This is a genomic window from Nosocomiicoccus ampullae (assembly GCF_019357495.1).
GTDB lineage: Bacteria > Bacillota > Bacilli > Staphylococcales > Salinicoccaceae > Nosocomiicoccus > Nosocomiicoccus ampullae.
On the sequence record NZ_CP079110.1, the window covers coordinates 1,154,258 to 1,178,843 of the forward strand.

28 protein-coding genes are annotated in these 24,586 nt (G+C 34.3%); 5 read left to right on the forward strand and 23 right to left on the reverse strand.

Annotated elements, in window-relative coordinates:
• Window positions 1–5 precede the first annotated feature (5 nt).
• Entirely contained in the window at window positions 6–893 is an 888-nt protein-coding gene (locus tag KPF49_RS06050; RefSeq protein WP_183675071.1) for a diacylglycerol kinase, read from the reverse strand.
• Window positions 890–1,219: a hypothetical protein gene (locus KPF49_RS06055; RefSeq protein ID WP_183675073.1), complete on the reverse strand. Its 330-nt coding sequence runs from the start codon at window positions 1,217–1,219 to the stop codon at window positions 890–892. The genes KPF49_RS06050 and KPF49_RS06055 overlap by 4 nt, the downstream gene beginning before the upstream one ends.
• 116 nt (window positions 1,220–1,335) lie before the next feature.
• Between KPF49_RS06055 and KPF49_RS06060 the strand changes: the two genes are divergently transcribed.
• A complete protein-coding gene (locus tag KPF49_RS06060; protein WP_183675075.1) occupies window positions 1,336–2,082 on the forward strand; it encodes a hypothetical protein in 747 nt (248 codons plus the stop codon).
• A 40-nt stretch (window positions 2,083–2,122) separates the two neighbouring features.
• Here KPF49_RS06060 and gatB read toward each other — a convergent pair whose 3' ends face one another.
• From gatB to KPF49_RS06120, 12 genes are all read right to left on the reverse strand, one after another.
• Window positions 2,123–3,553, reverse strand: coding sequence for an Asp-tRNA(Asn)/Glu-tRNA(Gln) amidotransferase subunit GatB (gene gatB / locus KPF49_RS06065; RefSeq protein WP_183675077.1), 1,431 nt, complete (start codon window positions 3,551–3,553; stop codon window positions 2,123–2,125).
• Window positions 3,554–5,008 carry an Asp-tRNA(Asn)/Glu-tRNA(Gln) amidotransferase subunit GatA gene (gene gatA / locus KPF49_RS06070; RefSeq protein ID WP_183675178.1) on the reverse strand — a complete coding sequence of 485 codons (1,455 nt, stop codon included), beginning with the start codon at window positions 5,006–5,008 and terminating at the stop codon, window positions 3,554–3,556. It abuts the gene before it with no gap.
• A gap of 19 nt (window positions 5,009–5,027) precedes the next feature.
• Window positions 5,028–5,318 carry an Asp-tRNA(Asn)/Glu-tRNA(Gln) amidotransferase subunit GatC gene (gene gatC, locus KPF49_RS06075; RefSeq protein ID WP_183675079.1) on the reverse strand — a complete coding sequence of 97 codons (291 nt, stop codon included), beginning with the start codon at window positions 5,316–5,318 and terminating at the stop codon, window positions 5,028–5,030.
• A gap of 65 nt (window positions 5,319–5,383) precedes the next feature.
• Window positions 5,384–6,586 carry a CamS family sex pheromone protein gene (locus tag KPF49_RS06080; protein ID WP_183675081.1) on the reverse strand — a complete coding sequence of 401 codons (1,203 nt, stop codon included), beginning with the start codon at window positions 6,584–6,586 and terminating at the stop codon, window positions 5,384–5,386.
• 3 nt (window positions 6,587–6,589) lie between these two features.
• Window positions 6,590–8,560 (reverse strand): NAD-dependent DNA ligase LigA, encoded by a 1,971-nt coding sequence (gene ligA, locus KPF49_RS06085; RefSeq protein ID WP_183675083.1) that lies wholly within the window; start codon window positions 8,558–8,560, stop codon window positions 6,590–6,592.
• Window positions 8,561–8,566: 6 nt separating this feature from the next.
• Window positions 8,567–10,726 (reverse strand): DNA helicase PcrA, encoded by a 2,160-nt coding sequence (gene pcrA / locus KPF49_RS06090; RefSeq protein ID WP_183675085.1) that lies wholly within the window; start codon window positions 10,724–10,726, stop codon window positions 8,567–8,569.
• Window positions 10,726–11,400: a heptaprenylglyceryl phosphate synthase gene (gene pcrB / locus KPF49_RS06095; RefSeq protein WP_183675087.1), complete on the reverse strand. Its 675-nt coding sequence runs from the start codon at window positions 11,398–11,400 to the stop codon at window positions 10,726–10,728. The genes pcrA and pcrB overlap by 1 nt, the downstream gene beginning before the upstream one ends.
• A gap of 112 nt (window positions 11,401–11,512) precedes the next feature.
• Window positions 11,513–12,805 carry an adenylosuccinate lyase gene (gene purB, locus KPF49_RS06100; RefSeq protein ID WP_183675089.1) on the reverse strand — a complete coding sequence of 431 codons (1,293 nt, stop codon included), beginning with the start codon at window positions 12,803–12,805 and terminating at the stop codon, window positions 11,513–11,515.
• Window positions 12,806–12,819: 14 nt separating this feature from the next.
• Entirely contained in the window at window positions 12,820–13,023 is a 204-nt protein-coding gene (locus KPF49_RS06105) for an NETI motif-containing protein (protein WP_183675091.1), read from the reverse strand.
• Window positions 13,013–13,588, reverse strand: coding sequence for a DUF2179 domain-containing protein (locus KPF49_RS06110; RefSeq protein ID WP_183675181.1), 576 nt, complete (start codon window positions 13,586–13,588; stop codon window positions 13,013–13,015). Before KPF49_RS06110 ends, KPF49_RS06105 begins: the two co-directional genes overlap by 11 nt.
• Before the next feature lie 36 nt (window positions 13,589–13,624).
• Complete coding sequence (gene nadE / locus KPF49_RS06115; protein WP_183675094.1) at window positions 13,625–14,455, reverse strand: NAD(+) synthase; 831 nt, start codon at window positions 14,453–14,455, stop codon at window positions 13,625–13,627.
• Entirely contained in the window at window positions 14,448–15,896 is a 1,449-nt protein-coding gene (locus KPF49_RS06120) for a nicotinate phosphoribosyltransferase (protein WP_183675096.1), read from the reverse strand. The genes nadE and KPF49_RS06120 overlap by 8 nt, the downstream gene beginning before the upstream one ends.
• 89 nt (window positions 15,897–15,985) lie before the next feature.
• Between KPF49_RS06120 and KPF49_RS06125 the strand changes: the two genes are divergently transcribed.
• Window positions 15,986–17,170, forward strand: a complete 1,185-nt coding sequence (locus tag KPF49_RS06125) for an MFS transporter (protein WP_183675098.1) — start codon at window positions 15,986–15,988, stop codon at window positions 17,168–17,170.
• A 51-nt stretch (window positions 17,171–17,221) separates the two neighbouring features.
• Window positions 17,222–18,154, forward strand: coding sequence for a manganese-dependent inorganic pyrophosphatase (locus tag KPF49_RS06130; protein WP_183675100.1), 933 nt, complete (start codon window positions 17,222–17,224; stop codon window positions 18,152–18,154).
• Window positions 18,155–18,192: 38 nt separating this feature from the next.
• Here the strand turns inward: KPF49_RS06130 and KPF49_RS06135 are convergent, their stop codons facing one another.
• The 3 genes from KPF49_RS06135 to rpmG form a co-directional block, all read right to left on the reverse strand.
• Complete coding sequence (locus KPF49_RS06135) at window positions 18,193–18,474, reverse strand: alpha-amylase (RefSeq protein WP_183675102.1); 282 nt, start codon at window positions 18,472–18,474, stop codon at window positions 18,193–18,195.
• Between the two features lie 7 nt (window positions 18,475–18,481).
• Entirely contained in the window at window positions 18,482–19,360 is an 879-nt protein-coding gene (locus tag KPF49_RS06140; protein WP_183675104.1) for a bifunctional 5,10-methylenetetrahydrofolate dehydrogenase/5,10-methenyltetrahydrofolate cyclohydrolase, read from the reverse strand.
• A 110-nt stretch (window positions 19,361–19,470) separates the two neighbouring features.
• Window positions 19,471–19,620 carry a 50S ribosomal protein L33 gene (gene rpmG, locus KPF49_RS06145; RefSeq protein ID WP_040929001.1) on the reverse strand — a complete coding sequence of 50 codons (150 nt, stop codon included), beginning with the start codon at window positions 19,618–19,620 and terminating at the stop codon, window positions 19,471–19,473.
• Between the two features lie 205 nt (window positions 19,621–19,825).
• Here rpmG and KPF49_RS06150 point away from each other — a divergent pair, with 205 nt between their 5' ends.
• A complete protein-coding gene (locus KPF49_RS06150; protein ID WP_246562711.1) occupies window positions 19,826–20,881 on the forward strand; it encodes a metal ABC transporter solute-binding protein, Zn/Mn family in 1,056 nt (351 codons plus the stop codon).
• A 56-nt stretch (window positions 20,882–20,937) separates the two neighbouring features.
• Here KPF49_RS06150 and KPF49_RS06155 read toward each other — a convergent pair whose 3' ends face one another.
• The 3 genes from KPF49_RS06155 to KPF49_RS06165 are packed head-to-tail and all read right to left on the reverse strand — an operon-like array spanning window position 20,938 to window position 21,831.
• Window positions 20,938–21,099 (reverse strand): hypothetical protein, encoded by a 162-nt coding sequence (locus KPF49_RS06155; protein WP_183675107.1) that lies wholly within the window; start codon window positions 21,097–21,099, stop codon window positions 20,938–20,940.
• 2 nt (window positions 21,100–21,101) lie between these two features.
• Window positions 21,102–21,494, reverse strand: coding sequence for a (deoxy)nucleoside triphosphate pyrophosphohydrolase (locus tag KPF49_RS06160; RefSeq protein ID WP_183675110.1), 393 nt, complete (start codon window positions 21,492–21,494; stop codon window positions 21,102–21,104).
• A complete protein-coding gene (locus KPF49_RS06165) occupies window positions 21,478–21,831 on the reverse strand; it encodes a TIGR04104 family putative zinc finger protein (RefSeq protein WP_183675114.1) in 354 nt (117 codons plus the stop codon). The genes KPF49_RS06160 and KPF49_RS06165 overlap by 17 nt, the downstream gene beginning before the upstream one ends.
• Window positions 21,832–21,898: 67 nt before the next feature.
• Between KPF49_RS06165 and KPF49_RS06170 the strand changes: the two genes are divergently transcribed.
• Entirely contained in the window at window positions 21,899–22,114 is a 216-nt protein-coding gene (locus KPF49_RS06170; RefSeq protein ID WP_183675116.1) for a hypothetical protein, read from the forward strand.
• On the opposite strand, the gene KPF49_RS06175 is transcribed toward KPF49_RS06170, so the two are convergent.
• From KPF49_RS06175 to KPF49_RS06185, 3 genes are read right to left on the reverse strand one after another with little or no spacing between them, the layout of a single operon-like run.
• On the reverse strand, window positions 22,111–22,959 hold the full coding sequence (locus KPF49_RS06175) for a M23 family metallopeptidase (protein ID WP_183675119.1): 849 nt from the start codon (window positions 22,957–22,959) through the stop codon (window positions 22,111–22,113). The genes KPF49_RS06170 and KPF49_RS06175 overlap by 4 nt on opposite strands.
• Before the next feature lie 56 nt (window positions 22,960–23,015).
• Window positions 23,016–23,927 (reverse strand): ABC transporter substrate-binding protein, encoded by a 912-nt coding sequence (locus KPF49_RS06180; RefSeq protein ID WP_183675122.1) that lies wholly within the window; start codon window positions 23,925–23,927, stop codon window positions 23,016–23,018.
• Complete coding sequence (locus tag KPF49_RS06185; RefSeq protein ID WP_183675125.1) at window positions 23,924–24,478, reverse strand: VanZ family protein; 555 nt, start codon at window positions 24,476–24,478, stop codon at window positions 23,924–23,926. Before KPF49_RS06185 ends, KPF49_RS06180 begins: the two co-directional genes overlap by 4 nt.
• Window positions 24,479–24,586 lie beyond the last annotated feature (108 nt).

The following is a 24,586-nucleotide window of genomic DNA, read 5'->3' on the forward strand; positions in this document are numbered from 1 at the left end:
GTGAGTTATTCTTTTTTTAATCTCACTTTAATCGCTTGTTTTAAATTAACGAAGTGTGCAGGTAATACTCCACCAAATTCACCATCTAAATTTAACTGAACCTCCTCAAAACTCGTGACATATAATTCTTTTGTTTTAAAATATTTTACCTTTTCATGTTTTAAGTGCTCCCCACGCATTGCAAGTGTTAAAACATGTGCGAGTTCTGCTAAATTCACTTCTTCTAGTATCAATACTGAAAAATACCCATCATCTAATTTAGCATCTGGCACTAGTTTTTCAAACCCTCCAATTGAATTTGTAAGTCCAATTAAAAAAATCATCACTTTACCAGTATAGATGCCTTCATCGTGTTCAATGCGAATAGGAATCGAAGTAATTTGAGGAATTAACTCTATTCCCTTTACGTAATAAGCAAGTGATCCGATGACTGACTTTAAACGACTCGGTGCTTCGTAAGATACTTCTGTAATTTTTCCGCCGCCACCAATATTCATAAAATATTTGCCGTTCATTTGCCCTAAATCAATTGGCGTCGCTTCTCCTTTAATAATAAATTCAAGTGCACCAAAAATATCGTTTGGTATGCCTAGAGCATTCGTAAAGTCATTCACAGTTCCCATTGGGATAATTCCAAGCTCTGGTGGATGATCAAATTGAAGCAACCCATTAATAACCTCGTTTACCGTACCATCTCCACCAACCGCAATGACTAAATCAAAATTTAATTCACATGCAATTTTCGCCGCACGCGTCGCATCCCCTTGGCTTCTTGTACGATGTGCACTTGCGATAAAGTTCGCACGCTCTAAACGGTCAAGCACCTCTGAAAGATTTTCTTCAAACACTTCTCTACCCGCAGTCGGATTGTAAATAATACGCGCTGTCTTCATCCCTTTACACCTACTAACTGTTGTAAACTTAACATCTCACGTTCATTTTCATTTACAAAATAATAGTTAATAATATAGTCTTTAAAATTATTTGTCATTATAACTACATCTTTACTTATATTGTTTAAACGAAATCCTTCTGCGACAAGTATTTCTATATAGTCTCTGATATCTTCATTCTTTTTAGTGACACATAAAATGTTAATTGTATCATCTTTCATTATTTCAGACTGAATATAGTGCACTTCTAATACAATCATACGTACCATTTCAAGTATAGAAAGTGCTGCTTCAGTATATATGTGTTTTATTGTTTTATTTATCATTTAAATCAATCCTATCTCGTAATGTTAATGAATTATATTCGAGAAAATGATATTATTTAGTTTAGATTAGTATATCATATAGGCTATACATATATTTATAATAACGGAGCGATACAATGAAAAAAATAATAGTTGGAGTACTATCACTTGTATTTTTAAGTTTACTTTACTTTAACTTTATTTACGAAGGTAAAAGTAGTATTCAAAACAATGAAGTCACAAAAAATAATGAGGAAACGACAGAGACCTCTGAATCATCAACTTCCTCTGAGACTAAAGAAGACAATGAAGAACAAAAAGAAAAAACTTCTGAACCCTTAGTATTTAACGAAGATGTAATTCAAGAAAGATACGATGAGAATTATAAAAATAACGAACCACTTATCGTAGATGTGGTTTTACCAACATATTATAGTGATTCTTTTATAAATGAGTTAGAAAATACATTCAACTCAAATTCTATTCAGTTTAATCGTATTGATATTGATGTAAACTCAATGGAATTAAGTCAACTAGACGTTCACGAAAACTCAGACATCGTCATTTTAAGTGCATTACAAATACAAGACTATAACAGCGAAGTATTGCCAGATCACGACTTACAAAATGTATTAGATATGTACATGTCACTCCTTGATGATGAAAAAATTGCTGTCGTTTTAAGCGAAGTAAATGTCTATGACCACATCAACTTAGAAAATGCCATTTATGATGACCAAACATATATGAATGACTACGATTACTTCTACGTTGATAATAGCGATGTATATTTAGACGATATGTATGACGATGAGAATAATACGTTAACGAAAGAAACTGAAACAGAAGTCGCTAAAAATATTAAACAGTTCTTCATACAATAAGAAAAGACTTTGCACGATGTGCAAAGTCTTTTTTTAATTTTTATCTCTTATTAATTTCTTCTAAAAGAATTTTATTTACCATTTGTGGGTTGGCTTGTCCGCGTGATTTCTTCATAATTTGTCCAACTAAGAAGCCAATCGCACGGTCTTTACCATCCTTAAAGTCAGCAATTGATTGTGGATTTTCATTAAGTACTTCTTCAACCATTTCACCAAGTACTTTTGGATCAGAAATTTGCTCCATACCGAGTTTTTTAGCTGTTTCTTTTGCTTCTCCACCGTTTTTAATTAGTTCAGTGAATAACTTTTTCGCTTGCTTACTTGAAATCGTACCGTCTTCAATAAGTCCGATCATTTCAGCTAAGTTTTTCGGTGTGATTTCTGTGTCGTGAAGTTCTACTTGTTGTTTATTTAAGTACTCGTTCACACTTGTCATAATCCAGTTTGATGCAAGTTTAGGATCTGCTTGATGTGTTTCAACCATCTCGTTAAAGAAGTCTGAATGTTCTTTTGTGAGTGTTAAAATATCTGCGTCGTATTCTGGTAAACCGTAAGTTTCAATATAACGTGTTTTTAACTCGTCTGGAAGTACTGGAATACTCTCACGTACAGACTCTCTCCACTCGTCACTAATTCTCACTGGTCCAAGGTCTGGATCTCTGAAGTAACGGTAGTCGTCTGCTGTTTCTTTAACACGCATTAAAATTGTTTCGCCAGATTTTTCATCGAAACGTCTCGTTTCTTGCTCGATTTCTCCACCAGACATTAGAACTTGTTGTTGACGTTTTTCTTCGAATTCTAATCCTTTACGTACGTGGTTAAATGAATTTAAGTTTTTTAACTCTGTTTTTGTACCAAATTCATCTTGTCCGTATGGACGAATTGAAATGTTCGCGTCTGCACGCAGTGATCCTTCTTCCATTTTAACGTCAGATACACCTGTATATTGAATGATTGATTTTAGTTTCTCTAAATATTTGTACGCTTCTTCAGGTGTACGGATATCTGGTTCCGAAACAATCTCTACAAGTGCTGAACCATGACGGTTTAAATCTACAAGTGAGTGGTCGTCTTTATGGACTGATTTACCCGCATCTGCTTCTAAGTGAAGACGTGTAATACCGATTTTTTTCTTTTTACCATCGACCTCAATTTCGATATGCCCATGCTCACCGATTGGTTCTTTATCTTGTGTGATTTGGTAAGCACTTGGGTTATCTGGGTAGAAATAATGCTTTCTGTCAAAACGAGTCACTGATGGGATTTCCATGTTTAAAGCAAGTGCTGCTTTCATTGCATACTCGATTGCCGTTTTATTAACGACTGGTAACGCACCGGGATGAGCGAGTTCCATAACAGATAGATTCGTATTCGGTTCTGCACCAAAGTGTGACGGTGCACCTGAGAATACTTTTGATTTTGTATTTAACTCGACGTGAACTTCGAGTCCGATTACTGTTTCAAAATGCATTTATTTAACCTCCAATGTGAGATTTTTTAATTCATCGTGAAGATTAAATTGTTGTTCGAATTTATATGCTGCATTGTAAATCTTACCTTCTTCAAAGTGATTTCCAATGAGCTGTAATCCGATTGGACGATTATCTTCAGTTAAACCACATGGCAGTGAAAGTGCTGGTAGTCCTGCTAAGTTCGCTGGAATTGTTAAGACGTCTGTCATCCACACATTGTCATCTGGTTTTTCAAATTCATGCGCTGGTGCTGCCGTTGTAGGTCCTAAAACAAGATCATATTTAGAGAATACGTCCGCAAATTGTTCTATGATTAAGCGACGTACTTTTTGTGCTTGCTCGAAATACTCTTCAAAGTGACCCGCTTGTAACATGTAAGTTCCTAAAATAATACGGCGTTTCACTTCTTCACCGAAGCCTTCGCCACGTGTTTTCTTATATAAATCTTCTAGATTTTCTGCTTCTGCACGGTATCCAAAACGAATTCCGTCAAAACGTGCTAAGTTAGAGAATGCTTCACTTGAACTTACGATTTCATAAATTGAAATCACTTTGTCTAAATGATCGATACTTATTTCTTCAACTTCAGCACCAAGTGATTTAAATGTTTCAACTGCTTTTTCAACACTTTCACGTACTTCAGCGTTCACATCATCAGTCATAAACTCTTTTACGACTGCGATTTTTAACCCTTTAATGTCATTGTCAATATTTTCAAGAACGTTTACTTCTTCGTCTGCTGACGTACCATCAAACTCATCAACACCGCTTAATACGTCGAGTAAAATCGCATTGTCTTTAACAGTTCGTGTAATTGGTCCAATCGCATCGAATGATGAACCAAATGCAATTCCACCAAAGCGTGATACTCTACCATATGTTGGCTTCATACCGACGACACCATTAAAGCTTGCTGGTTGGCGGATTGAACCTCCAGTATCTGTACCAAGTGCTGCTGGAACGAATCCTGCTGCAACAGCGGCAGCTGATCCACCAGAAGATCCACCTGGAACGAGCTTACTATTCCAAGCGTTCGTTGTTTTCTTAAAGTAAGATGTCTCAGTTGTAGCACCCATCGCAAACTCATCTAAGTTTAACTTACCAAGGCTTACTGAGTTTTCATCTTGTAATTTTTTAACAACCGTCGCATCGTAAATTGGGTTAAAGTTTTCTAGCATTTTAGATGCTGCTGTAGTCGTGATACCTTTAGTTAAAATATTGTCTTTAATACCAACAGGTACCCCGAATAATTTACCAGTCATCTCATTTTTTTCTTGAAGTTCGTCTAATTTAGTCGCTGCTTCAAGTGCTTCTTCTTTAGTAAGACGAATGAACGATTTAATATCGTTATCATGTGCGTCAATTCTATCATATAATCCTTCAACGACTTCTGAAGGTTTTAGTTCTTTATTGTCGATTTTAGAAACGATTTCTTCAACCGTTAAGTTATGAATATTAGTCACAATGACCCTCCTAGGAAATCATTTTCGGTACTTTAAATTGACCTTCTTCTGTTGATTCTGAATTTAATAGCGCTTCTTCTAATGGTACTTGGTTGTTCGGAACATCTTCACGTACAACGTCGTAAATTTCTAATGGATGCGTTGCAGGTTCAACGTCTTTTAAATCCATATTCTTTAAATCTTCTGCACGTGTAATAATATCGCTAATTGATTCAGTATATCGACTGACTTCTTCGTCTGTAAGTTCGATTTTAGCGACATCCGCCATACTCAGAATATCTTCTTTAGTTACTTCAGCCATGATTATCCTCCTTTATGAAACACTTTATAATTTTATCAAAAATTTTATATTTATTCTAATATTTATTATTCCATAATGTAGAGCTGAACATCATCGTCGCCGTTTGACGTAATCGTTGCGTACACTTTTGATTTATCTTGAATCTTTGCAGTGACCTTTGTATTACCAAAATGTTTTTCGACAAGTTCATGAACAAATTGACTAATCCCAATCATTTCACCGCGTGATTCATATTCAAATGGAATTTCTATCGATAATTCTTCAAGCTTACCATCACGCATGACACCTCTACCGACACTTGTTGTAAATGATTTAAAGTAGCTTTCTAATTCTCTATTAAACGCACGGTATTCATTGTTTATTTCTTCAGGTACTGATTTGTCATTGGATGGAAGTAAGACATTTTTTTCATCAATAGTTTCAAATTTATCGATTTTTTCTTCTCCTGGATCAACGACTGCATAGGATACGAAGTTCCCAGGAATAATATCTGTACCTTTTGACTGAATGAACACCGCAAACATTACTTTTTTATCAGCATAATCGCTATTTGCACGTAAACGCTCTAACATTTCACGTGCCATTTCTTCACCTTGTTTTTTCACTTCTTCTAAGTCAAGCTCTTCTTCATATGTCGTACCGTACTGCTCTTTTTGATATAAGTACTCACTATTCATCGCAAGACCAAATGTAATCCCTTCAAATGACTGATTGCCATCTTCATCAACTTTTAAATAATCTTGCTCTAAAATATGTGATAAATAGATCGGTGCATTTTTTGCAAGTTTTTCAGGATCTGTTTCACCGTTACTCGACGGATTTAATCCGAGGTTACTAAATGCACCTGTCTTTTTTAACTCGTCTTCATCCATCTCTTCAATTTGTTCTTCAGAGTATTGGCGCTTTAAGTATTCTCGAGTCATTTCTTCGGACATAATCTGTCCCTCACGAAAGACATAATCATCTGTACTAAAGACTCCTTTAGATAATTCGAATAAGCCTTTCTCGAACGCCTCCATATTATAAGTTGAAACCATATTAGAACTCGTCAATCCTCGTGCAGGTGAAAGTTCATAAGGTAAAACAGATTGATAATATTCTTTAGACGTACTCTTTGTGACACTGTCTTGAACATCTTCTCTTGGAACTGTCTGTATATTTTCATTTTGTTCATTATTTTCTGCTGCGTTTTCAACGTCTACAGAGCTATTTGAGCAAGCTGCTAAAATAAGTGTTCCAAGTGTCATCGTTGTGACTAGTTTTTTCATCTGTTAACCTCCTAATCTTTCGAGTAAATCTTGTTCAGACCACACTGTAATCTCTAATTCTCTCGCACGGTCGAGTTTAGATCCAGCATCACTTCCTGCAACAACGACATCTGTGTTATTTGAAACACTACTTGTCACTTTACCACCGTTTAACTCGATTTTTTCTTTCGCTTCGTTACGTGTCATTTCTACTAATTTACCAGTTAATACAAATGTCATACCGTCAAATTGATTACTTTCGTTTTCTTCTACTTCTTCAGTCATATTAACGTTTTCTGCTTTTAGCTTTTCTATTAAGTGTTTAAAGTCATCGTTAGACGTATATGTCACGATAGAATCTGCGATAACTTCTCCAATTTCAGGAATTTCAATCAATTCATCTTTCGTCTTCTCCATAACGTTATCCATCGTTAAATATTCTTCTGCGATGAGACGGGATGCTTTTTGGCCAAGGAATCGTATACCAAGACCAAATAATAATTTTTGAAGCGGTTGTGATTTAGAATTTTCAATCGCACTTAATAAATTCGTCGCTTTTTTCTCGCCCACACGTTCGAGTTTAACGAGTTTTTCTTTTTCTAACGTATATAAATCCGCCACGTCCTTAATAAGTTCTGCGTCATATAACTGATGAACAAACTTCTCACCAAGACCATCGATATTCATTGCCCCGCGTGACGCGAAGTGAATAATATCTTCAACAATTTGTGCTGGACATGTCGGGTTAATACAGCGAATCGCAACCTCTTCATCTAACTTCACTGCTTCATGGCCGCATGATGGACAAGTGGTCGGTGCTTCATAAACTTCTTGGTCAGAACGCTCTTCATATACCACTCTCACAACTTCAGGGATAATATCTCCCGCTTTATGGATAATTACAGTGTCGTTAATACGAATATCTTTTTCTTCTATTAGTTCATGGTTATGTAGAGATGCACGTGATACTGTTGTTCCTGCCACTCTTACTGGTTCTAAAATCGCAGTCGGTGTAATAACACCTGTACGACCGACAGTAAGTTCAATATCTAATATTTTAGTTTTTGCTTCTTCAGCTGGAAATTTATACGCAGTCGCCCACTTTGGTGAACGTACTGTGTAACCAATTTCCTCTTGTAATTTCAAATCATTGACTTTAATTACGATACCGTCTATTTCATATGGTAAGTCATTTCGATGTTCTACCCAGTAATTGACGTATTCAATAACACCATCGATATCTTTTTTTACTGCGCGCTCTTGATTCGTTTTAAACCCTAACTCATCTAACTTATCGAGTGCTGCACTTTGTGAGTTAACGTTTAAAATTTCAGGGCGTGTCGTACCATATAAAAATATTGATAAATGTCTTTTACTTGTGAGACTAGTATCTAACTGACGCAAGCTTCCAGCAGCTGCGTTTCTAGGGTTTTGAAACACTTGTTGGTTGTTTTCTTCACGCACTTTATTTAGTTTCTCAAACGCACTTTTAGGCATATATGCCTCCCCACGTACTTCAAATTGTTCAGTTAAATTTGTCGTTAATGGGATTGCGTGAATTGTTTTTAAATTCGCAGTTATATTTTCTCCTACTGTTCCGTCACCACGTGTTGCACCTTGAATAAGTTTTCCATCATTATATAAAAGTGATACTGCAAGACCATCAATTTTTAACTCGCACATATATTCCACTTTACCAACCGCTTTTTCGATACGATCGTTAAATGCGCGTAAATCTTCTTCGTTAAATGCATTAGATAAAGACAACATCGCTGTCTCATGTGACACTTTTTCAAACTTATCTAGTACAACGCCACCGACTCTAGTTGTCGGAGACGTATCACTTTTTAATTCTGGATGTTTTTCTTCTAAATCTAATAGCTCGTGGAATAATTGATCATACTCGTGGTCAGATATTGAAGGATTATCTAACACGTGATACTCATAATTATATTTTGTGAGAAGTGTTTCTAACTCCCTCATTCTTTTTTCCATATACAATCAGTCCTTCTTCTCAATTGGTGCAAATTTCGCAAGTAAACGTTTTGGTCCAGCTTTAGAGAATACGATATCTAACTCTTCACTATCCCCAGAACCGTTAATAGCCGTTATCATACCGTCACCAAATGTCTGATGGGTCACTTTATCACCAATATTAAACGATACACCAGAGTTATTTGTAAATACTTGGCTTTTTGCACGAGGCTTACGTTTTTTAGTTGCGCCGGTATAAACAGAAATTAAGTCTTCACCTTCAATTAAATCCGCAGGAATTTCTGACCAGAACTGGCTTTCCATCGCATTATTTGTTTTACCGAAAATTGTACGTGTCGTCGCACGTGAAATAATTAAACGCTCCATCGCACGCGTAATCGCAACGTACATTAGTCTTCTTTCTTCTTCTAATTCTTCCTCAGTATCCATAGATCTAAATGACGGGAATAACCCTTCTTCTAATCCAACGATGAAAATTACTTTAAATTCTAGTCCTTTTGATGCGTGAATGGTCATTAAAGTCACCGCATCTAAATCATCAACATTATCTTGGTCACTAACGAGTGCCATATCACTTAAAAAGTCAAAGAGTAACTCGTCGCCGATTTCATGTGTTTCATCGAATTCTTTTGTAACAGTTTTAAACTCTTCTAAGTTTTCAATACGAGAATTACTTTCTAACGTGTTTTCTTTAATGAGCATATCGACGTATCCAGTATCATGTAGTATTTCATCGACTAAATCAGTAATTGTCATAAATTTAGATTTTTCTTTTAAGTTTTCAAGCACTTCTAAAAGATTCGCCAAGTTTTCAGCATTCTTTTTTGATAGTCCAATGAAGTCTGCATCTTTAATTGCGTCATAAATGCTCGATTCTAAACTTCTCGCGTGATTTCTTAGTGTGTCTATCGTCTTTGGACCAATACCTCGTTTTGGTGTATTTATAATTCTTTCCATCGCAATATCATCATGCACGTTTAAGACGACTTTCATGTAACTCATTAAGTCTTTAATTTCTTTACGCTGATAGAACTTCATACCCCCAACCATATTATATGGAAGTGACGATTTAACAAGTGCATCTTCAATTGCACGTGACTGAGAGTTCGCACGATATAATACAGCCATATTGCTAAAGTTATATCCTTCATTTTTAAGTTTTTGAATTTGTTTAACGATACGCTGACCTTCTTCACGTTCATTTTGTGAAACAATTGATGTAATCTTTTCACCTTTACCACGACTTGTGACTAAGTTTTTCGGCACACGACTCGTATTATTTTCAATGACATTGTTTGCTGCATCTAAAATACGCTGGTGTGAGCGGTAGTTTTCTTCAAGTAAAATTGTCTTAACGTTATCATAATCTTCTTCGAAGTTTAAAATATTCATAATATCCGCACCGCGGAATTTATAAATTGACTGGTCGCTATCACCAACGACACAAATATTTTCGTATTTTTGACTGAGCATATAAACGAGTTTATATTGTGCGTGGTTTGTATCTTGATATTCGTCGACATGAATATATTGAAACTTCGTTTGATAGTAGTTTAAAACACCAGATTCTTTTTCAAATAATTGAATCGTAAGCATAATGAGATCATCAAAATCTAATGCACTATTTCGATATAATACCTCTTGATATGCTGAGTAAATATCTGCATTTAACTTCTCTCTAAAGTCATATGCATTCTCTTTTGCTTCTTTTTCAGTAATTAACGCATTTTTAAAATTCGAGATTGCATTTAAAAATTGACGAGGTGGATACTGCTTTTGATCTAAATTCATCGATTTTAAAACATCTTTAACAACATTTAATTGATCTGTCGTATCTAAAATAGAAAAACTTCTGTCGTATCCAAGCTTATCAATATCTCGGCGTAAAATTCTTACGCACATGGCGTGGAATGTTGAAATCCACATTTGTGACGTGTCTTCTTCTATAAGTTTGTCAACACGCTCTTTCATTTCTTTTGCAGCTTTATTTGTAAATGTAATTGCTAATATATTATAACTCGGTACATCTTTTTCTTGTAATAAGTATGCAATACGGTGCGTCAAGACACGTGTTTTACCACTTCCAGCTCCTGCCATCACAAGGACTGGACCTTCTGTTGTTGTGATTGCTTCACGTTGTGCTTTATTCATTAAAGATAAATCCATTACTCTACCTCATTTGTCGTTTTTAATGCATGTTTAAAGTCGCTATAAATAGAATTTCCAACGACTAATGTTTCTGCGTAAGGCTTTCTCTCTTTAAACTCCTCGCGAGTTTTAATACCTCCGCCGTAAATTAAATGACTGTTATTTACAAGTTCTGAAATTGATTTTAACTGTTCAACACTTATTAATTTCCCACTACATTCTATATATATGTACTCTGATTTATATAACTGATCAATCATCGTGACAAGACTTGTTAATGTCTCATTATCTGGTAAATAGCATTCTGCTTTTTTAAATGCTTTACAATCTTCATTTAAAATAATGTACGGTAGTATTGATACTTCATCGTAATCGATAATTTCATGATACTCATTTAATGCTTCAACGAGTAGTCCGTTATGATACTTCATATTCGTCGTATTAAACACGACAGGAATGAAATAATGATCAAACCCACCAATGACTGAATGTGTGTTTGAAAGTTCAAGTGCTAACGGTACACTGTAACGACGTACACGCGCGAGTAAGTCTAAAACGTTATCTTCTGTAACATTATCTGTCCCACCGACTACAATTAAATCTGTTTTACTTTCAGCTAATTCTTCTAATTCTTCGTCACTAATCTCTTTCGCTGGATCTAACTTAAAGATATGTTTTACGTCGTTTAACATAAGTATCCTCCATAAAATTCAATATTATAATTATAGCATTTTTTTATATGTCATTCTAAATGTACTCATATGAAAATAAAAACTCAGACAAAGACTTGTCTGAGTTTAATAATTATATACCGACTCTTTCAAAAATACGGTCCACTGATTTTAAATAATGTTTATTATCAAATGCATCGTCAATATCTTCTTGAGATAGATGTTTTGTAATTTCTTCATCACTCTCAATTAACGGTTGGAGTGCTTTTTTATTTTTCCAAGCTTCCATTGCACGTGGTTGTACGAGGTCATACGCCGCTTCACGTGACAGTCCTTTGTCAATTAAACCGAGCATGACACGTTGAGAGTTCACAAGCCCATACGACTGTTCAATATTGTTTTTCATATTATCTTCAAAGACGACTAAATTCTTAATGATATTTTTAAAACGATTTAGCATGTAGTTTAACGCAATCGTTACGTCAGGAAGCATAATACGCTCTGCACTTGAATGAGAGATATCTCTTTCGTGCCATAGTGGTACGTTTTCAAACGCTGTCGTCACATATCCGCGAATCACTCTCGCAATACCAGTTACGTTTTCTGACCCTATTGGATTACGTTTATGTGGCATTGCACTGGATCCTTTTTGACCTTTTCTAAATGCTTCTTCTACTTCTCGAACTTCACTACGCTGTAAATGACGTACTTCAACAGCAAACTTTTCTACAGACGTTGCAATTAACGCGAGTGTTGAAATGTAATGAGCGTGACGGTCGCGTTGGAGTGTTTGCGTAGATACACGTGCATAATCTAAACCGAGATGTTTACAAACATACTCTTCAATTTCAGGTGGAATATTCGCAAAGTTTCCAACAGCTCCACTCATTTTACCGACTTCTATATCTTCTCTAGCGAATTTAAAACGCTCTAAGTTACGCTTCATTTCTTCATACCATAATGCAAGTTTAATGCCAAAAGATGTTGGTTCAGCGTGAATACCATGTGTGCGTCCCATCATTAACGTGTATTTATGCTCGTTTGCTTTTTCTTTTAATACGTCTAAAAATTCATTGAGATCATTTTCGATAACATCGTTTGCTTGTTTAATTAAATATCCTTGAGCGGTATCGACAACATCTGTCGATGTTAGACCATAGTGTACCCATTTTTTCTCTGGTCCTAACGTTTCAGAAATTTGTCGTGTAAACGCAACGACATCATGGCGTGTTTCTGCTTCAATCTCCTTAATTCGGTCAATATCAATTTTAGCATTCGGACGGAGTTGTTTTACTTCATCCATTGGAATTTCTCCGATTTCTGCCCATGCTTCAGCTGCTAAAATCTCTACTTCTAGCCATGCACGAAACTTATTTTCTTCAGTCCAAATATTAGCCATTTCTTCTCGAGTATAGCGAGAAATCATGTACGACACGTCCTTTACTTATTTTCGATTAATTTACCTTCGAATATAATTTCTTGATGACTGACTTCTACTCCGTGATCAGTCTCTTTAAACACCGGTTTTTCCATGCGTCTCACTGGCATATAGCCTTCTTCACGCATTTGTTGTAACACTGATTCAATCGTTTTATCTTTTGTAACTTCAAATTTTTTCTTTTTTAACTTCTTTTTATTTTTCATGATGACCGACTTCTTCTAAAATTTCTTCTACTTCTTCTATTTCATACGAAGCGACTTGACGATTACGTACACCTTTCGTCCAGAAACCACCGTGAATTGATTTTGGTTCATATGACACGATAAATGCATTTGGGTCAAGTTCTACAATAGTACTGATTAATTTTTTCTCGTGTCGTCTTGGCGTTAGTATTTGCATCGTCGTACGTTCACCGTCACGGCCGTAACTATAACCATGCGTCACTCCGTAACCTAAATTTCTCAACTGCATCGGTAAATCTTTATCTTTTTCTGCAGTAATTGCGTTAACAACTTGATAACCAAGTGCAAGTTTTTCTTCAATACGAATACCGAGTAAAATTCCCGTTCCAAAACCAAACGCGTATGCGAGTATGTTAATTGGTTTGTCTAAGTTATCTAAAACTAAACCGAGACCAATAATATAGATAAGTGTTTCAAAAATACTGAGTAGTGCTGCAACATATTTATATCCTTTTAACGTAGATATTGTACGCATCGTTAAAAACGTCACGTAAAAAATATTGATGATAAAAATCGTCAGCACCATCAGCCACGCATTTTCACTAATTAATTGTAGCAATCATTATTCCTCCATATTTTGCGGTAAATTATAGCGGTGGTACGCTTTGTCTCGTTTATGTTGACTCGTTTTATATAAATGAAGGATGCGATTAAATGCTTCTTTCGGTACTTCTTTACCTTCTAAAAAGTCATCGATATGTCCATAACTGACTTGTAGTGCTTCTTCATCACTTAAAAGTGGGCGATCAGATTCTAAATCTGCCGTCGGTATTTTTAAATATAAATGTTCTGGACAATTTAAATATTTTAAAATTTGCTGGCCTTGATGTTTATTTAAACCAGTAAGGGGCATAAGATCTGCTGCACCGTCACCAAATTTTGTGTAAAATCCAGTAATCGCTTCTGCAGCATGATCACTGCCAAGTACAACACCTTTTTTATCTGCAGCAATCGCATATTGTACTTTCATACGTTCACGTGCTTTTTCGTTACCAATCACAAAATCACTGATATTAAAACCTGCGTCATTTAAGGCTTTTACACCACTATCAACAGATTCTTTTATATTTATAGTTACATCGTAATCTGGTTGTATAAAGATTATCGCGTCATCGACGTCTTGACTATCAAGTTGTTCACCGTACGGTAATCGCACCGCGTAAAACTCTATTTCTTTTCCTTCAGTACGAAGTTCTTCTACTGCCATTTGTGCAAACTTACCGAGTAATGTAGAATCTTGTCCACCGCTAATACCTAACACAAAACTTTTAATGAAGTCATGATTATATTTATACCCTTTTAAAAAGTCAATAATTTCACGAACTTCTTCTTTTACATTAATTGTAGGCTTCACATGTAATTCTTTTATAATATTTTGTTGAATATCATTCATCAATATCACGCTCAGCAATTTCTTCAATTAGCGATTGTCTGTCTTCCCATAATTGTAAGCTTAAATCCACAGGATAAATCTGAGGGTTTAATAGACGTCTGTTTTCTTCCCATAATTCGTCTAAGCTAGCTATTCTTAATTGATTCATTTTTTCAATTGATGGTGACTCGTAAACAAGTTTACCGTCAATAAAAATATCATATAACTTTTTTACTGCAGTATAGTTTTTAACATATTTACGTTTTACTGGATAAACTGGGTCAAACATAAATAAAGGTGATGAATGATCAATTTCCTCACCGACACGTGTAATATAATCTCCTTCAGATTTTTTAGTGTCATTGTTAATAATACGATACACTTCTTTTTTACCTGGATTCGTTAATTTTTCAACGTTACTTGAAATTTTCATACGATCAACTAAGTGACCATCTTCATCCTCAATCGCACATAACTTATATACAGCGCCAAGTGCTGGCTGATCATATGCGGTAATAAGTTTAGTTCCAATACCATAGCTATCTACTTTAGCACCTTGAGTGAGTAATGACTGAATTGTATATTCATCTAAGTCGTTAGAGACAACGATTTTTGCATCTGTAAACCCAGCTTCATCTAGCATTTTTCTCGCTTTTTTTGATAGATACGCAATATCTCCAGAGTCTAAACGAATACCGACAAAGTTAATTTTGTCCCCGTATTCTTTTGCAACTTTAATTGCAGTAGGAACTCCCGACTTTAATGTGTCAAATGTATCGACTAAAAACACACAATTTTTATGAGTATCTGCATAAGCTTTAAACGCAGAATAATCATCACCAAATGTTTGAACAAGCGCGTGAGCATGTGTACCTGTTGGAGTTAAACCAAACTTCTTAGCAGCACGGACGTTTGATGTTCCATCAAATCCACCGATAATCGCTGCACGTGCTCCCCAAATTGCCGCGTCATACTCTTGTGCACGACGTGTTCCAAATTCCATTAACTGATCATTTGGTACCAGCTCTCGAATACGACTTGCTTTTGTTGCAATTAATGTTTGGAAGTTAATAATATTTAAAATTGCTGTTTCAATTAATTGGCACTCTGCAAGTGGTGCATCTACTTGAATGAGTGGTTCGTTATTAAAACAAATATCCCCTTCTCTAAACGCACGAATTGTCCCTGTGAAATGAAATTTCTTTAAGTAATCTAAGAATTCATCTTCATAGCCTAAACTTTTTAAGTATTCGATATCTGAATCAGTAAATCTTAAGTTTTCAATGTAATCAATGATACGTTCAAGCCCTGCAAATACTGCATACCCATTCTCAAATGGCATTAATCTAAAATATGCTTCAAAAATAGCACGTCTATTATGAATACCCTTGTCGAAATATGTTTTTACCATATTGATTTGATACAAATCTGTGTGTAACATATAGCTATCGTCTTTAAACATGGACTTAACCCCTTATTTTTAGATATTTTTAATTTTTAGAATTAAATTAACAATTATGTACATTATATATGAATTGGCGGGTGAATTAAATGAAATTTACTAGTTTCAGAGCACGCTTCATCGTACTATCCATTATCGTATGTATTAGTGGTTTCTCTCAAGGTATGTTACTTCCATTAATATCATTTATATTTGAATCACGCGGTGTGAGTGCAACATTAAGTGGATTTCATACAGCTGGATTATACCTTGGTGTATTCGTTTCTAGCTTCTTTATAGAAGCACCACTTAGAAAGTATGGCTATCAAAAACTTGTTATTTTCGGCGGAGTCGTCGTCGCAGTATCTTTATTTTTATTCCCAATTTTAGATTCGATAATGTTTTGGTTTATTTTACGTATTATTATTGGTATTGCGGATAACGTATTACATATGTCGACACAAACTTGGTTAACATCCACAACTCCTCAACACAAAATCGGAAAAGTCATTGCCGTTTATGGATTATTCTTTTCTTTAGGATTTATGATTGGACCGAAAGTTGCAGACTTAGTTGTATTTGGTACACATGTACCATTTGTACTTTCGAGTGTGGTAACAATGATGGCTTGGCCACTTATATTTACACTTAAAGGTGCGAGTGAGGCAAAACCTGCGAGTAACAATGTACCAATTACATTTTTATCAACATTAACAAATTTTAAAACCGTGATCGTCTTCGGATGGGCAGCACTTATGTTCCCTATGTTATACGGTTTTTATGAAAGTTCTTTAAACTCAAACTTTCCAGTATTCGCACTTAGAAATGGTTTTGAAATTAGCCAAATCACATGGATTTTACCAATGTTTAACTTAGGTGCGATTCTATTCCAACTTCCAATTGGTTCACTTGGTGACCGAATGGGACGTGGCCGCTTACTTACATGGTTAGTCTCAATTGGAAGTGTTGGATTTTTACTAATGGAATTAAACAAAGAATCATTTGTAATGCTTACAGTTTTATTTGCCTTAACAGGAATCGTTTGTGGTTCAATGTATAGTTTAGGCTTAGGCTATTTAACTGATGTCATTCCTAAAACACATATTGCAGCAGGAAACTTATTAATTAGTATGATTTTCTCAATCGGAAGTATTATTGGACCTGTACTCGGTGGAGCGTTAATCGGAGTATCTGGTGGTACACTGTACTTCTCTTTCTTTACTGCGGTAATGATTCTCGTACTTATTGGAAATGTTATATTCCAACACCAACTGAAAAATAGAATGAATTCATAATTCGTGATAAAATAATAACTAAATTAGACAATTATAAGGAGTAAGATCTTAATGACAGTTAAAATTTTCGGACATAAAAATCCAGATACAGATACGATTACGTCAGCGATTGTCACAGCGACAATTGAAAAAGAACTGGGCGGAGATGCGAAAGCTTACCGCCTCGGTGAAATTAACAAAGAGACAGAATATGCATTAAATTACTTCAACGTAGAAGTACCAGAATTACTTGAATCTGTAAATGATACTGATGAAGTAATGCTCGTTGACCATAACGAATTTCAACAGTCCGCAGACGGTATCGAACAAGCGACAATTACTAGTGTTATTGATCATCACCGCGTAGCGAACTTTGAAACGGACGCACCACTCTACTTTAGAGCTGAACCTGTTGGGTGTACTGCGACTATTTTAAATAAGATTTATAAAGAAAATAATATCGAAATTACAAAAGAAATGGCTGGACTTATGATGTCAGCGATTATCTCTGATACTTTATTATTAAAATCACCAACGACGACAAAACAAGATGAAGAAGCACTTCATGAACTTTCAACAATCGCAGATGTCAACTATGAAACGTACGGTTTAGATATGCTTAAAGCAGGCGCTTCTACGAAAGATAAAAGCGCAAAGACACTAATTACAGGTGACGCAAAGTCATTTGATATGAATGATAATCACGTGCGTATTGCACAAGTAAACGTTGTTGACTTAGAAGAATTATTCGAAAGAAAACAAGAGCTGACTGAAGAAATGCAAAAAGAAAGTAACGAAGAAAACTATGATCTATTCATTTTAGTCGTTACTGATATTTTAGCATCGGACTCAAGAGTAATTGCGATTGGGGAAAACAACACAGTTATTGAACGTGCATTTGACGTTGCGTTAGATGATAACGAAGCTTTATTAACAGGCGTCGTGTCACGTAAAAAACAAGTTGTTCCAAACATCGAAAAAGCTTTTAAATCATTATATGAATAAAACAAAAGTCACTCACATAAATTTATGTGAGTGACTTTTTATTTTAAAAGTATTCGGTTAAATATCGACGTTTTTCCAGTTGGTAACTTCTCTTTAGAACACGCACCTAATATATCATATTCTTTTTCATTTAATGCGTTATTAAAAGTCACTTCGTCAATCCAATTAGAATGTTCATTTTCATCGAAACAATCTGGGTGTATGATTTCTCGGCTTGTATTGTCGATAATAACACGCTCTGATTGACTCGTTTTGTCCACTACTGGAATAAATAAAATAATCATTAAAATAAGTAATATAATAATTGTTTTCTTTTTCATTTGTTATTTAGTATTTATCTTCAATAAATAAGACTGCTTGTTTTTGTTGTTCGACTGCTTTCATTAAATGTTCAGCAAGTTTTGTCGTTGTAATCGCACCAACACCACCTGGAACTGGTGTAATAAACCCAGCAACATCTTTAACTTCATCGTAGTTTACGTCACCAACAAGTTTACCTTCTTCAGTAAAGTTAATTCCAACGTCAATGACAACTGCACCTTCTTTAACGTGCTCTTTTTCAATTAAGTTAATTGCTCCTGCCGCACTCACGATAACATCTGCATCTTTACATTTAGCGACTAGGTCGTCTGTGTATAAGTTACAAGTTGTAACTGTTGCGTCTCGGTTCATCATGAGTAGTGATAATGGTTTACCAACAACGGCACTTGCACCAACAACTGTGACGTTTTTACCTTTTAAGTCTAGATTGTAATAGTCAAAGAATTCCATTACCGCTGCTGGTGTACATGGTTCTAAACGATCATCTGCATTTGTTAATACTTTACCTAAATTCATGACTGTTAATCCGTCAATATCTTTAAATGAACGCATGAGTTGCGCTGTTTTCGTAACACTAATATGTTTTGGTAGTGGTTGTAATAGTAGAATTCCGTTAATTGAAAAATCCCAGTTTATTTCTTTAAACTTGTCTAAAAATTCATTTTCTGAAATATCTTCAGGAAAATGGAATTGCTTTGTTTCAATACCTAATTTTTGGAATCTTTTAACTGCTGCATTTTCATATGAAATCGAATCTTCTAAGTCACCAACACGAACAAATGCTGCTGTAGGTGTGATCCCATGTTCATGAGACTCTTTTACTGCTTGTTTAATCTCATCAGATAAATGTGCAGCAACTTTTTTTCCATCTAAAATTTCTGCCATTATTTTAACCTCCTATTATCTCTTGTGATTATTATATCATAATGTAAATGTGATGATAAAAAATAAAAAACAACCACATCTTTTCAGATATGGTTGTTAGAAAATCTTAATTATTTAGTTTCACGGTGAAGTGTAACTTTGTTTAATCTTGGGCTGTATTTTTTAAGTTCGATACGCTCAGGATTGTTTTTCTTGTTTTTAACTGTATGATAGTTACGGTCACCTGTTTCAGTACATTCTAAAATAACTTGTACGCGCATGATTGTCACCTCTTCAAATAAATTTTGTGTGATTTCCCTTCAACTGGCCAGTTGATCATCAACGGATGATTACAAACATTTAAATCACTTTAACTATATTACAGCAAATACTTTCACTTTTCAAGTTAATTTAAAAATTGACATTTGCTAAATCGTAAGTATTACGATATACTGTTCAAGTATTAAAATTTTGGAGGGAAAAAATTTGAAATTAAGAGCATTACTAATTTCATTAATTGCTGTAATTATGCTCGCTGGTTGTAGTAGTGATTCAAATGATAGCAAAACAACTAGTAACGAAGATAACAACAGCGAAAAACAAGAGCTTAAGGTGTATACAACTGTATTTCCACTTTACAGTATGACTAAAGAAATCGCAGGAGACACTCTAGAAGTAGAATCTGTTTATCCTAAAAACGTTAATATGCATAACTATGAACCATCTCAAAAAGATATTTTAAGCTATGCTAAAGGTGATTTATTTATATACACTAACCATGAGTTAGATCCTGTTGCTAAAAAAATTGATGAAACAATCGGTAACGATGTAGAAGTATTAGAAGCATTCGAAAATAAAGATGAATTCATTAAAGATGAACATCATCATGACCATGATCACGATGGGGATCATGAACATGGTGAACACGAGCATGATCATGAAGGTGAAGACCACGATCATGAAGGTGAAGACCACGATCATGAACATGGTGACCATGACCACGACCATGATCATCACCACGGTGAGTTTGACCCACACGTTTGGTTAGATCCTGAACTTTCTATTCAAATGGCAGAGAACATTATAAACAAACTTGTTGAACTAAATCCAGATGAAGAAGAAACATACGAAGCGAATTACGAAACTTTAAAAGCTGACTTAGAAGATGTATCTAAAGAGCTAGATAAAGCAACAAAAGACAAATCACGTGACACAGTATATATTTCACACGAATCAATTGGATACCTTGCTAATAAATATGACTTTGAACAAGTTGGTATTAATGGTTTAAACGATGATGAACCATCACAAAAAGAATTAACTAAAATGATTTCTGATATTAAAGAAACAAAAACACCATATATTCTAAACGAACAAAATGTATCATCTCGTCTTACAGATATGGTTGCAAAAGAAACAGACGTTGAATTCTTACCATTCCATAACTTAGAAGCATTAACTGACAACGACCCTGAAGATGCTACTTACCAAAGCCTTATGAGAGAAAATATCAAATCACTTGAAAAAGCATTACATGATTAATAAAAAAGACCTTTTGTTTAAATAAACAAAAGGTCTTTTTAAATTTCATTACTGAACTACTCTTCCATTTCTAAACGAATACGTTCAGTGAATTCTTGAATTTCTTCAACATCTTTTTTAACAACAAAGTATGCAACAACTAAACCAATTCCTGTGAATGCTGTTAATACTAAGATTGTTTTAAATAAGAAACTAAATAATCCTTTAATAAGATCCACAATTATCCCCCCTGAATCATTCGAGCAGCAGGTATATCTGCTGGTGCTAATAGTATATTCCCTAATTCTTCTCGTTTTAACCATCTTTTTTCAATATGTTCTTTTAATTTTAAGTCACCTTTTACAACTTTACTATAATAGGTCGTTAATATGACGATACCAAATTCATATTCGTGACGCGTTGTTGTAATTTTATCGAATACTTCAATTTCAGTATCCATTTCTTCTAAAATCTCTCGTTTTAGCGCTACTTTTTCATCTTCATAAGGTTCTACTTTTCCACCTGGAAATTCCCACATATATTCTAAGCTTTTCCCTGGTGGACGCTGTGCAACAAGTATTTCGTCGTTATCATTTACAATAACTGCAGCGACTACATTAATTTCTTTCTTCATGATCTTTATCCTTTATATTGTAATTAATAATTTCAAATCGCAATGATAATGGTACAAATAAAAACATATATATGCCAAATAATATTAAAACAATATATACTCTCGTCGAATTTAATACCGGTAAGTTTGGTACAACAAATATAATTCCAATAATTAATAGTACTAGTGCGATATACTCATACGTAATCGATTTTGTGGAAGGTTCGATATATGTTTTACATTTAGGACAACGTGTTCTTGATCTTGGCTTAATCATATAACCGAGTAATTTTTCTTTGTATGTCCATTTATGACCGCAATACGGGCATATTGCACCGGCTTCTTTTTTCTTTCCCATCAAATCCCCCATTTTTTAAAATTTGATATGCTAGTATAATAGTAATAATCATTAAGGAGTGTTTAACTTGAAAATAGAACTGCGTAAATCGTTGAATACGATTTTGATCATTATTGCGCTAGCGGTCATTTATAGATTCTCGTTACCGTATTTACCCGGTATTTTTAAACCTGCGGTATTTGTATTATTTTTACTCATCGGTTTAATATCTGTAATGAGTATATTTAAAAGGGAGTACGAAGAACATCCATTTGACAAGCACGATGACGATATAAATAATTAAAGTTCTTCAATTCGGTCCCCTTGAGTGAGAGTTTCATGGTTTTTAAAACGAATTCTAATTGAATCTTTATTTAACTCTTTTCCACTCATTATTTGAAAGTGTAGGTGCGGCAATGTTGTCGCACCACTATTTCCTACTTGTGCGATGACTTCTTTTGCTTTTACTTTATCTCCAGGTTTTACTTTTACACTATTACGTTTTAAATGTGCGAGCAAGCTATACTCGTGATTATCGTGCTCAATTATAATATAATTTCCAGATGGCTCCTCGCTATTTACTGTACCTATACGATTATCTAATAAATCTTTTTTTACTTCGACAACTGTACCATCTAATGGTGCTAAAACATCACCTCCATACGCAAAATATGCTTCAAGATCTGCTGGTGCACCGTTATGTTGATACAACTCAATCATATTTGTGAAATCATACGCGTAGCGCTGATTATCACTTTGATAATGATAATTATGGAAAATTCCAATTCCACCTGCTGAAACAACCGCTTCCTCTAACGGAACATAATACTCATTTTTAGTCCAAATATTATCTGTATCGTATTTATGATTTAAATGAAACTCTATACCTACAATATCATTTTTATCAGTAAATGCGACGATTAAAAAATGCGTTTTTTTGTCGTTCATGTAACTGTATCTATGAAAGTTAACTTTTAAAGTGTTATTGTATTTCATGCTTAAGTCGTTAGCTTCTCTATGAAAAATCGTACATAACTCAACGAATTTTTCTTTACTAATATTTGCTTTAAACTGTTCGAACGTTTGATTGTAAATTTCTTTAAAGTTTTCATTATTAAAGTTTTCGCTAAAATTTTCTGGTGTAATCATTCCGGTCACATCCTTAAATGTAAATATAAAATGAAAGCACCCATTAAGAGTGCTTATTATTTATTATTTAACTTATCAATAATTGTTTTCGTTTGATATTCAATCGATTGTAAATCATTCGGTCTAAAATTATACATATCAATATATATGATCTTGGTGTCATCAATATTAAACGCTTTAGCAAGTTGTCCTTGTTTCTCTTTGTTATCTAAATCTTCAGTCGCAACAAATAAGTAATCAAGCTCTGCACTACTGTAATCTTCATCGACATATACCTTACTATCATCACTTTCTAAAATACGTTTAATATATTTCGGTTGTTTAAAGCCTAATATATCAAACACAGCTTCAGTACCGTAACTCGTAAATTCTGGACGTAAATAATATTTGTTGTTCTCCTCTAAGATAACTGCTGCATTTTTGTCCGTTACTTGTTCGTTTAACTCTCGACGAAGTTTTGGAATTTTTTCTAAGAAGTCATCTGCAATTGTTTTTGCTTCTTCTTCTTTATTTAAAATAACACCTAAATAATAAAAATGTGTTAAATAAATTCTCTTTTTATATGGACTAAATGCACTTGTAATGTATCTCATCTCAATAGTTGGTGCGATTTCACCGTACTCACTAGAATACTCATCTGGAGCATAAGTGACTATTAAATCTGGGTTAAGATTTCTAACTTTATCGGTGTCACCTGGAGTAATAAATTCTCCATTTAATTTTTCTTTAACTAAATCTGTATGTTCTAACTGACTGTTAATGCCAGCTGGTGAAACACCTAGAAGTTCAGCATTTAAAGGATCTGCTGCTCTAAAGAGTATAGGTCTCTTGATTGTCTTATTAATTTGTAAATGCCCGGCTTGCTCTGTTGTAATAGTACGCGTTGTTTCGTCACTTTCAACCTCTTGATACGTACTACACCCTACTAGAGTAAAGAATAGTAAGCCCGTCGTAATTAACTTCTTCATGAATTATCCCTACTAATATAACCAATTATAAATATTTCTACTTTTTTAAAAAAGTATGCAATAAGTATTCCAATTAATGTACCAACTACATTTAAAATAACATCGTCAATATTCGTCGTACGTCCAAGGGGCAATATATATTGCAACGTTTCGATACTTATTGAAAGTAAACATCCTAATATACTTGTTAAAAAATCTTTTTCAGTAATTAAATAAATGAAAAATCCGAGTGGTATAAATAATACGATATTCATACCTATGTTGTTGATAATCGCCTCATCAGTACCGTAATAATATAATTCTTTCATCGACTGAAACGGCGCTACATTTAACGTATGGCCTTCTATATTCGTTGGCATCAACGTAATTAAAAGTATTCCAATTACACTCATCATCATACCGACAAAAAGTACAAAGTCTCGCAGCTTTTTATATGTATTTAATCGATATCCAAATTTTCTATTAATATATATTGATATTAATAACAATATTAAAATAAAACCAAAAAAGGTTGGAATTACCGGCCAAAACGCCTCAAATAAAACTGACATTCATCTACTCCAATACTATCCTACATAGACTCACTTATTTTATTATTTTACCACACACTTATTATTAAAGCGTAATTTAAAAGATAAGATAGATAAAAAATGACATTG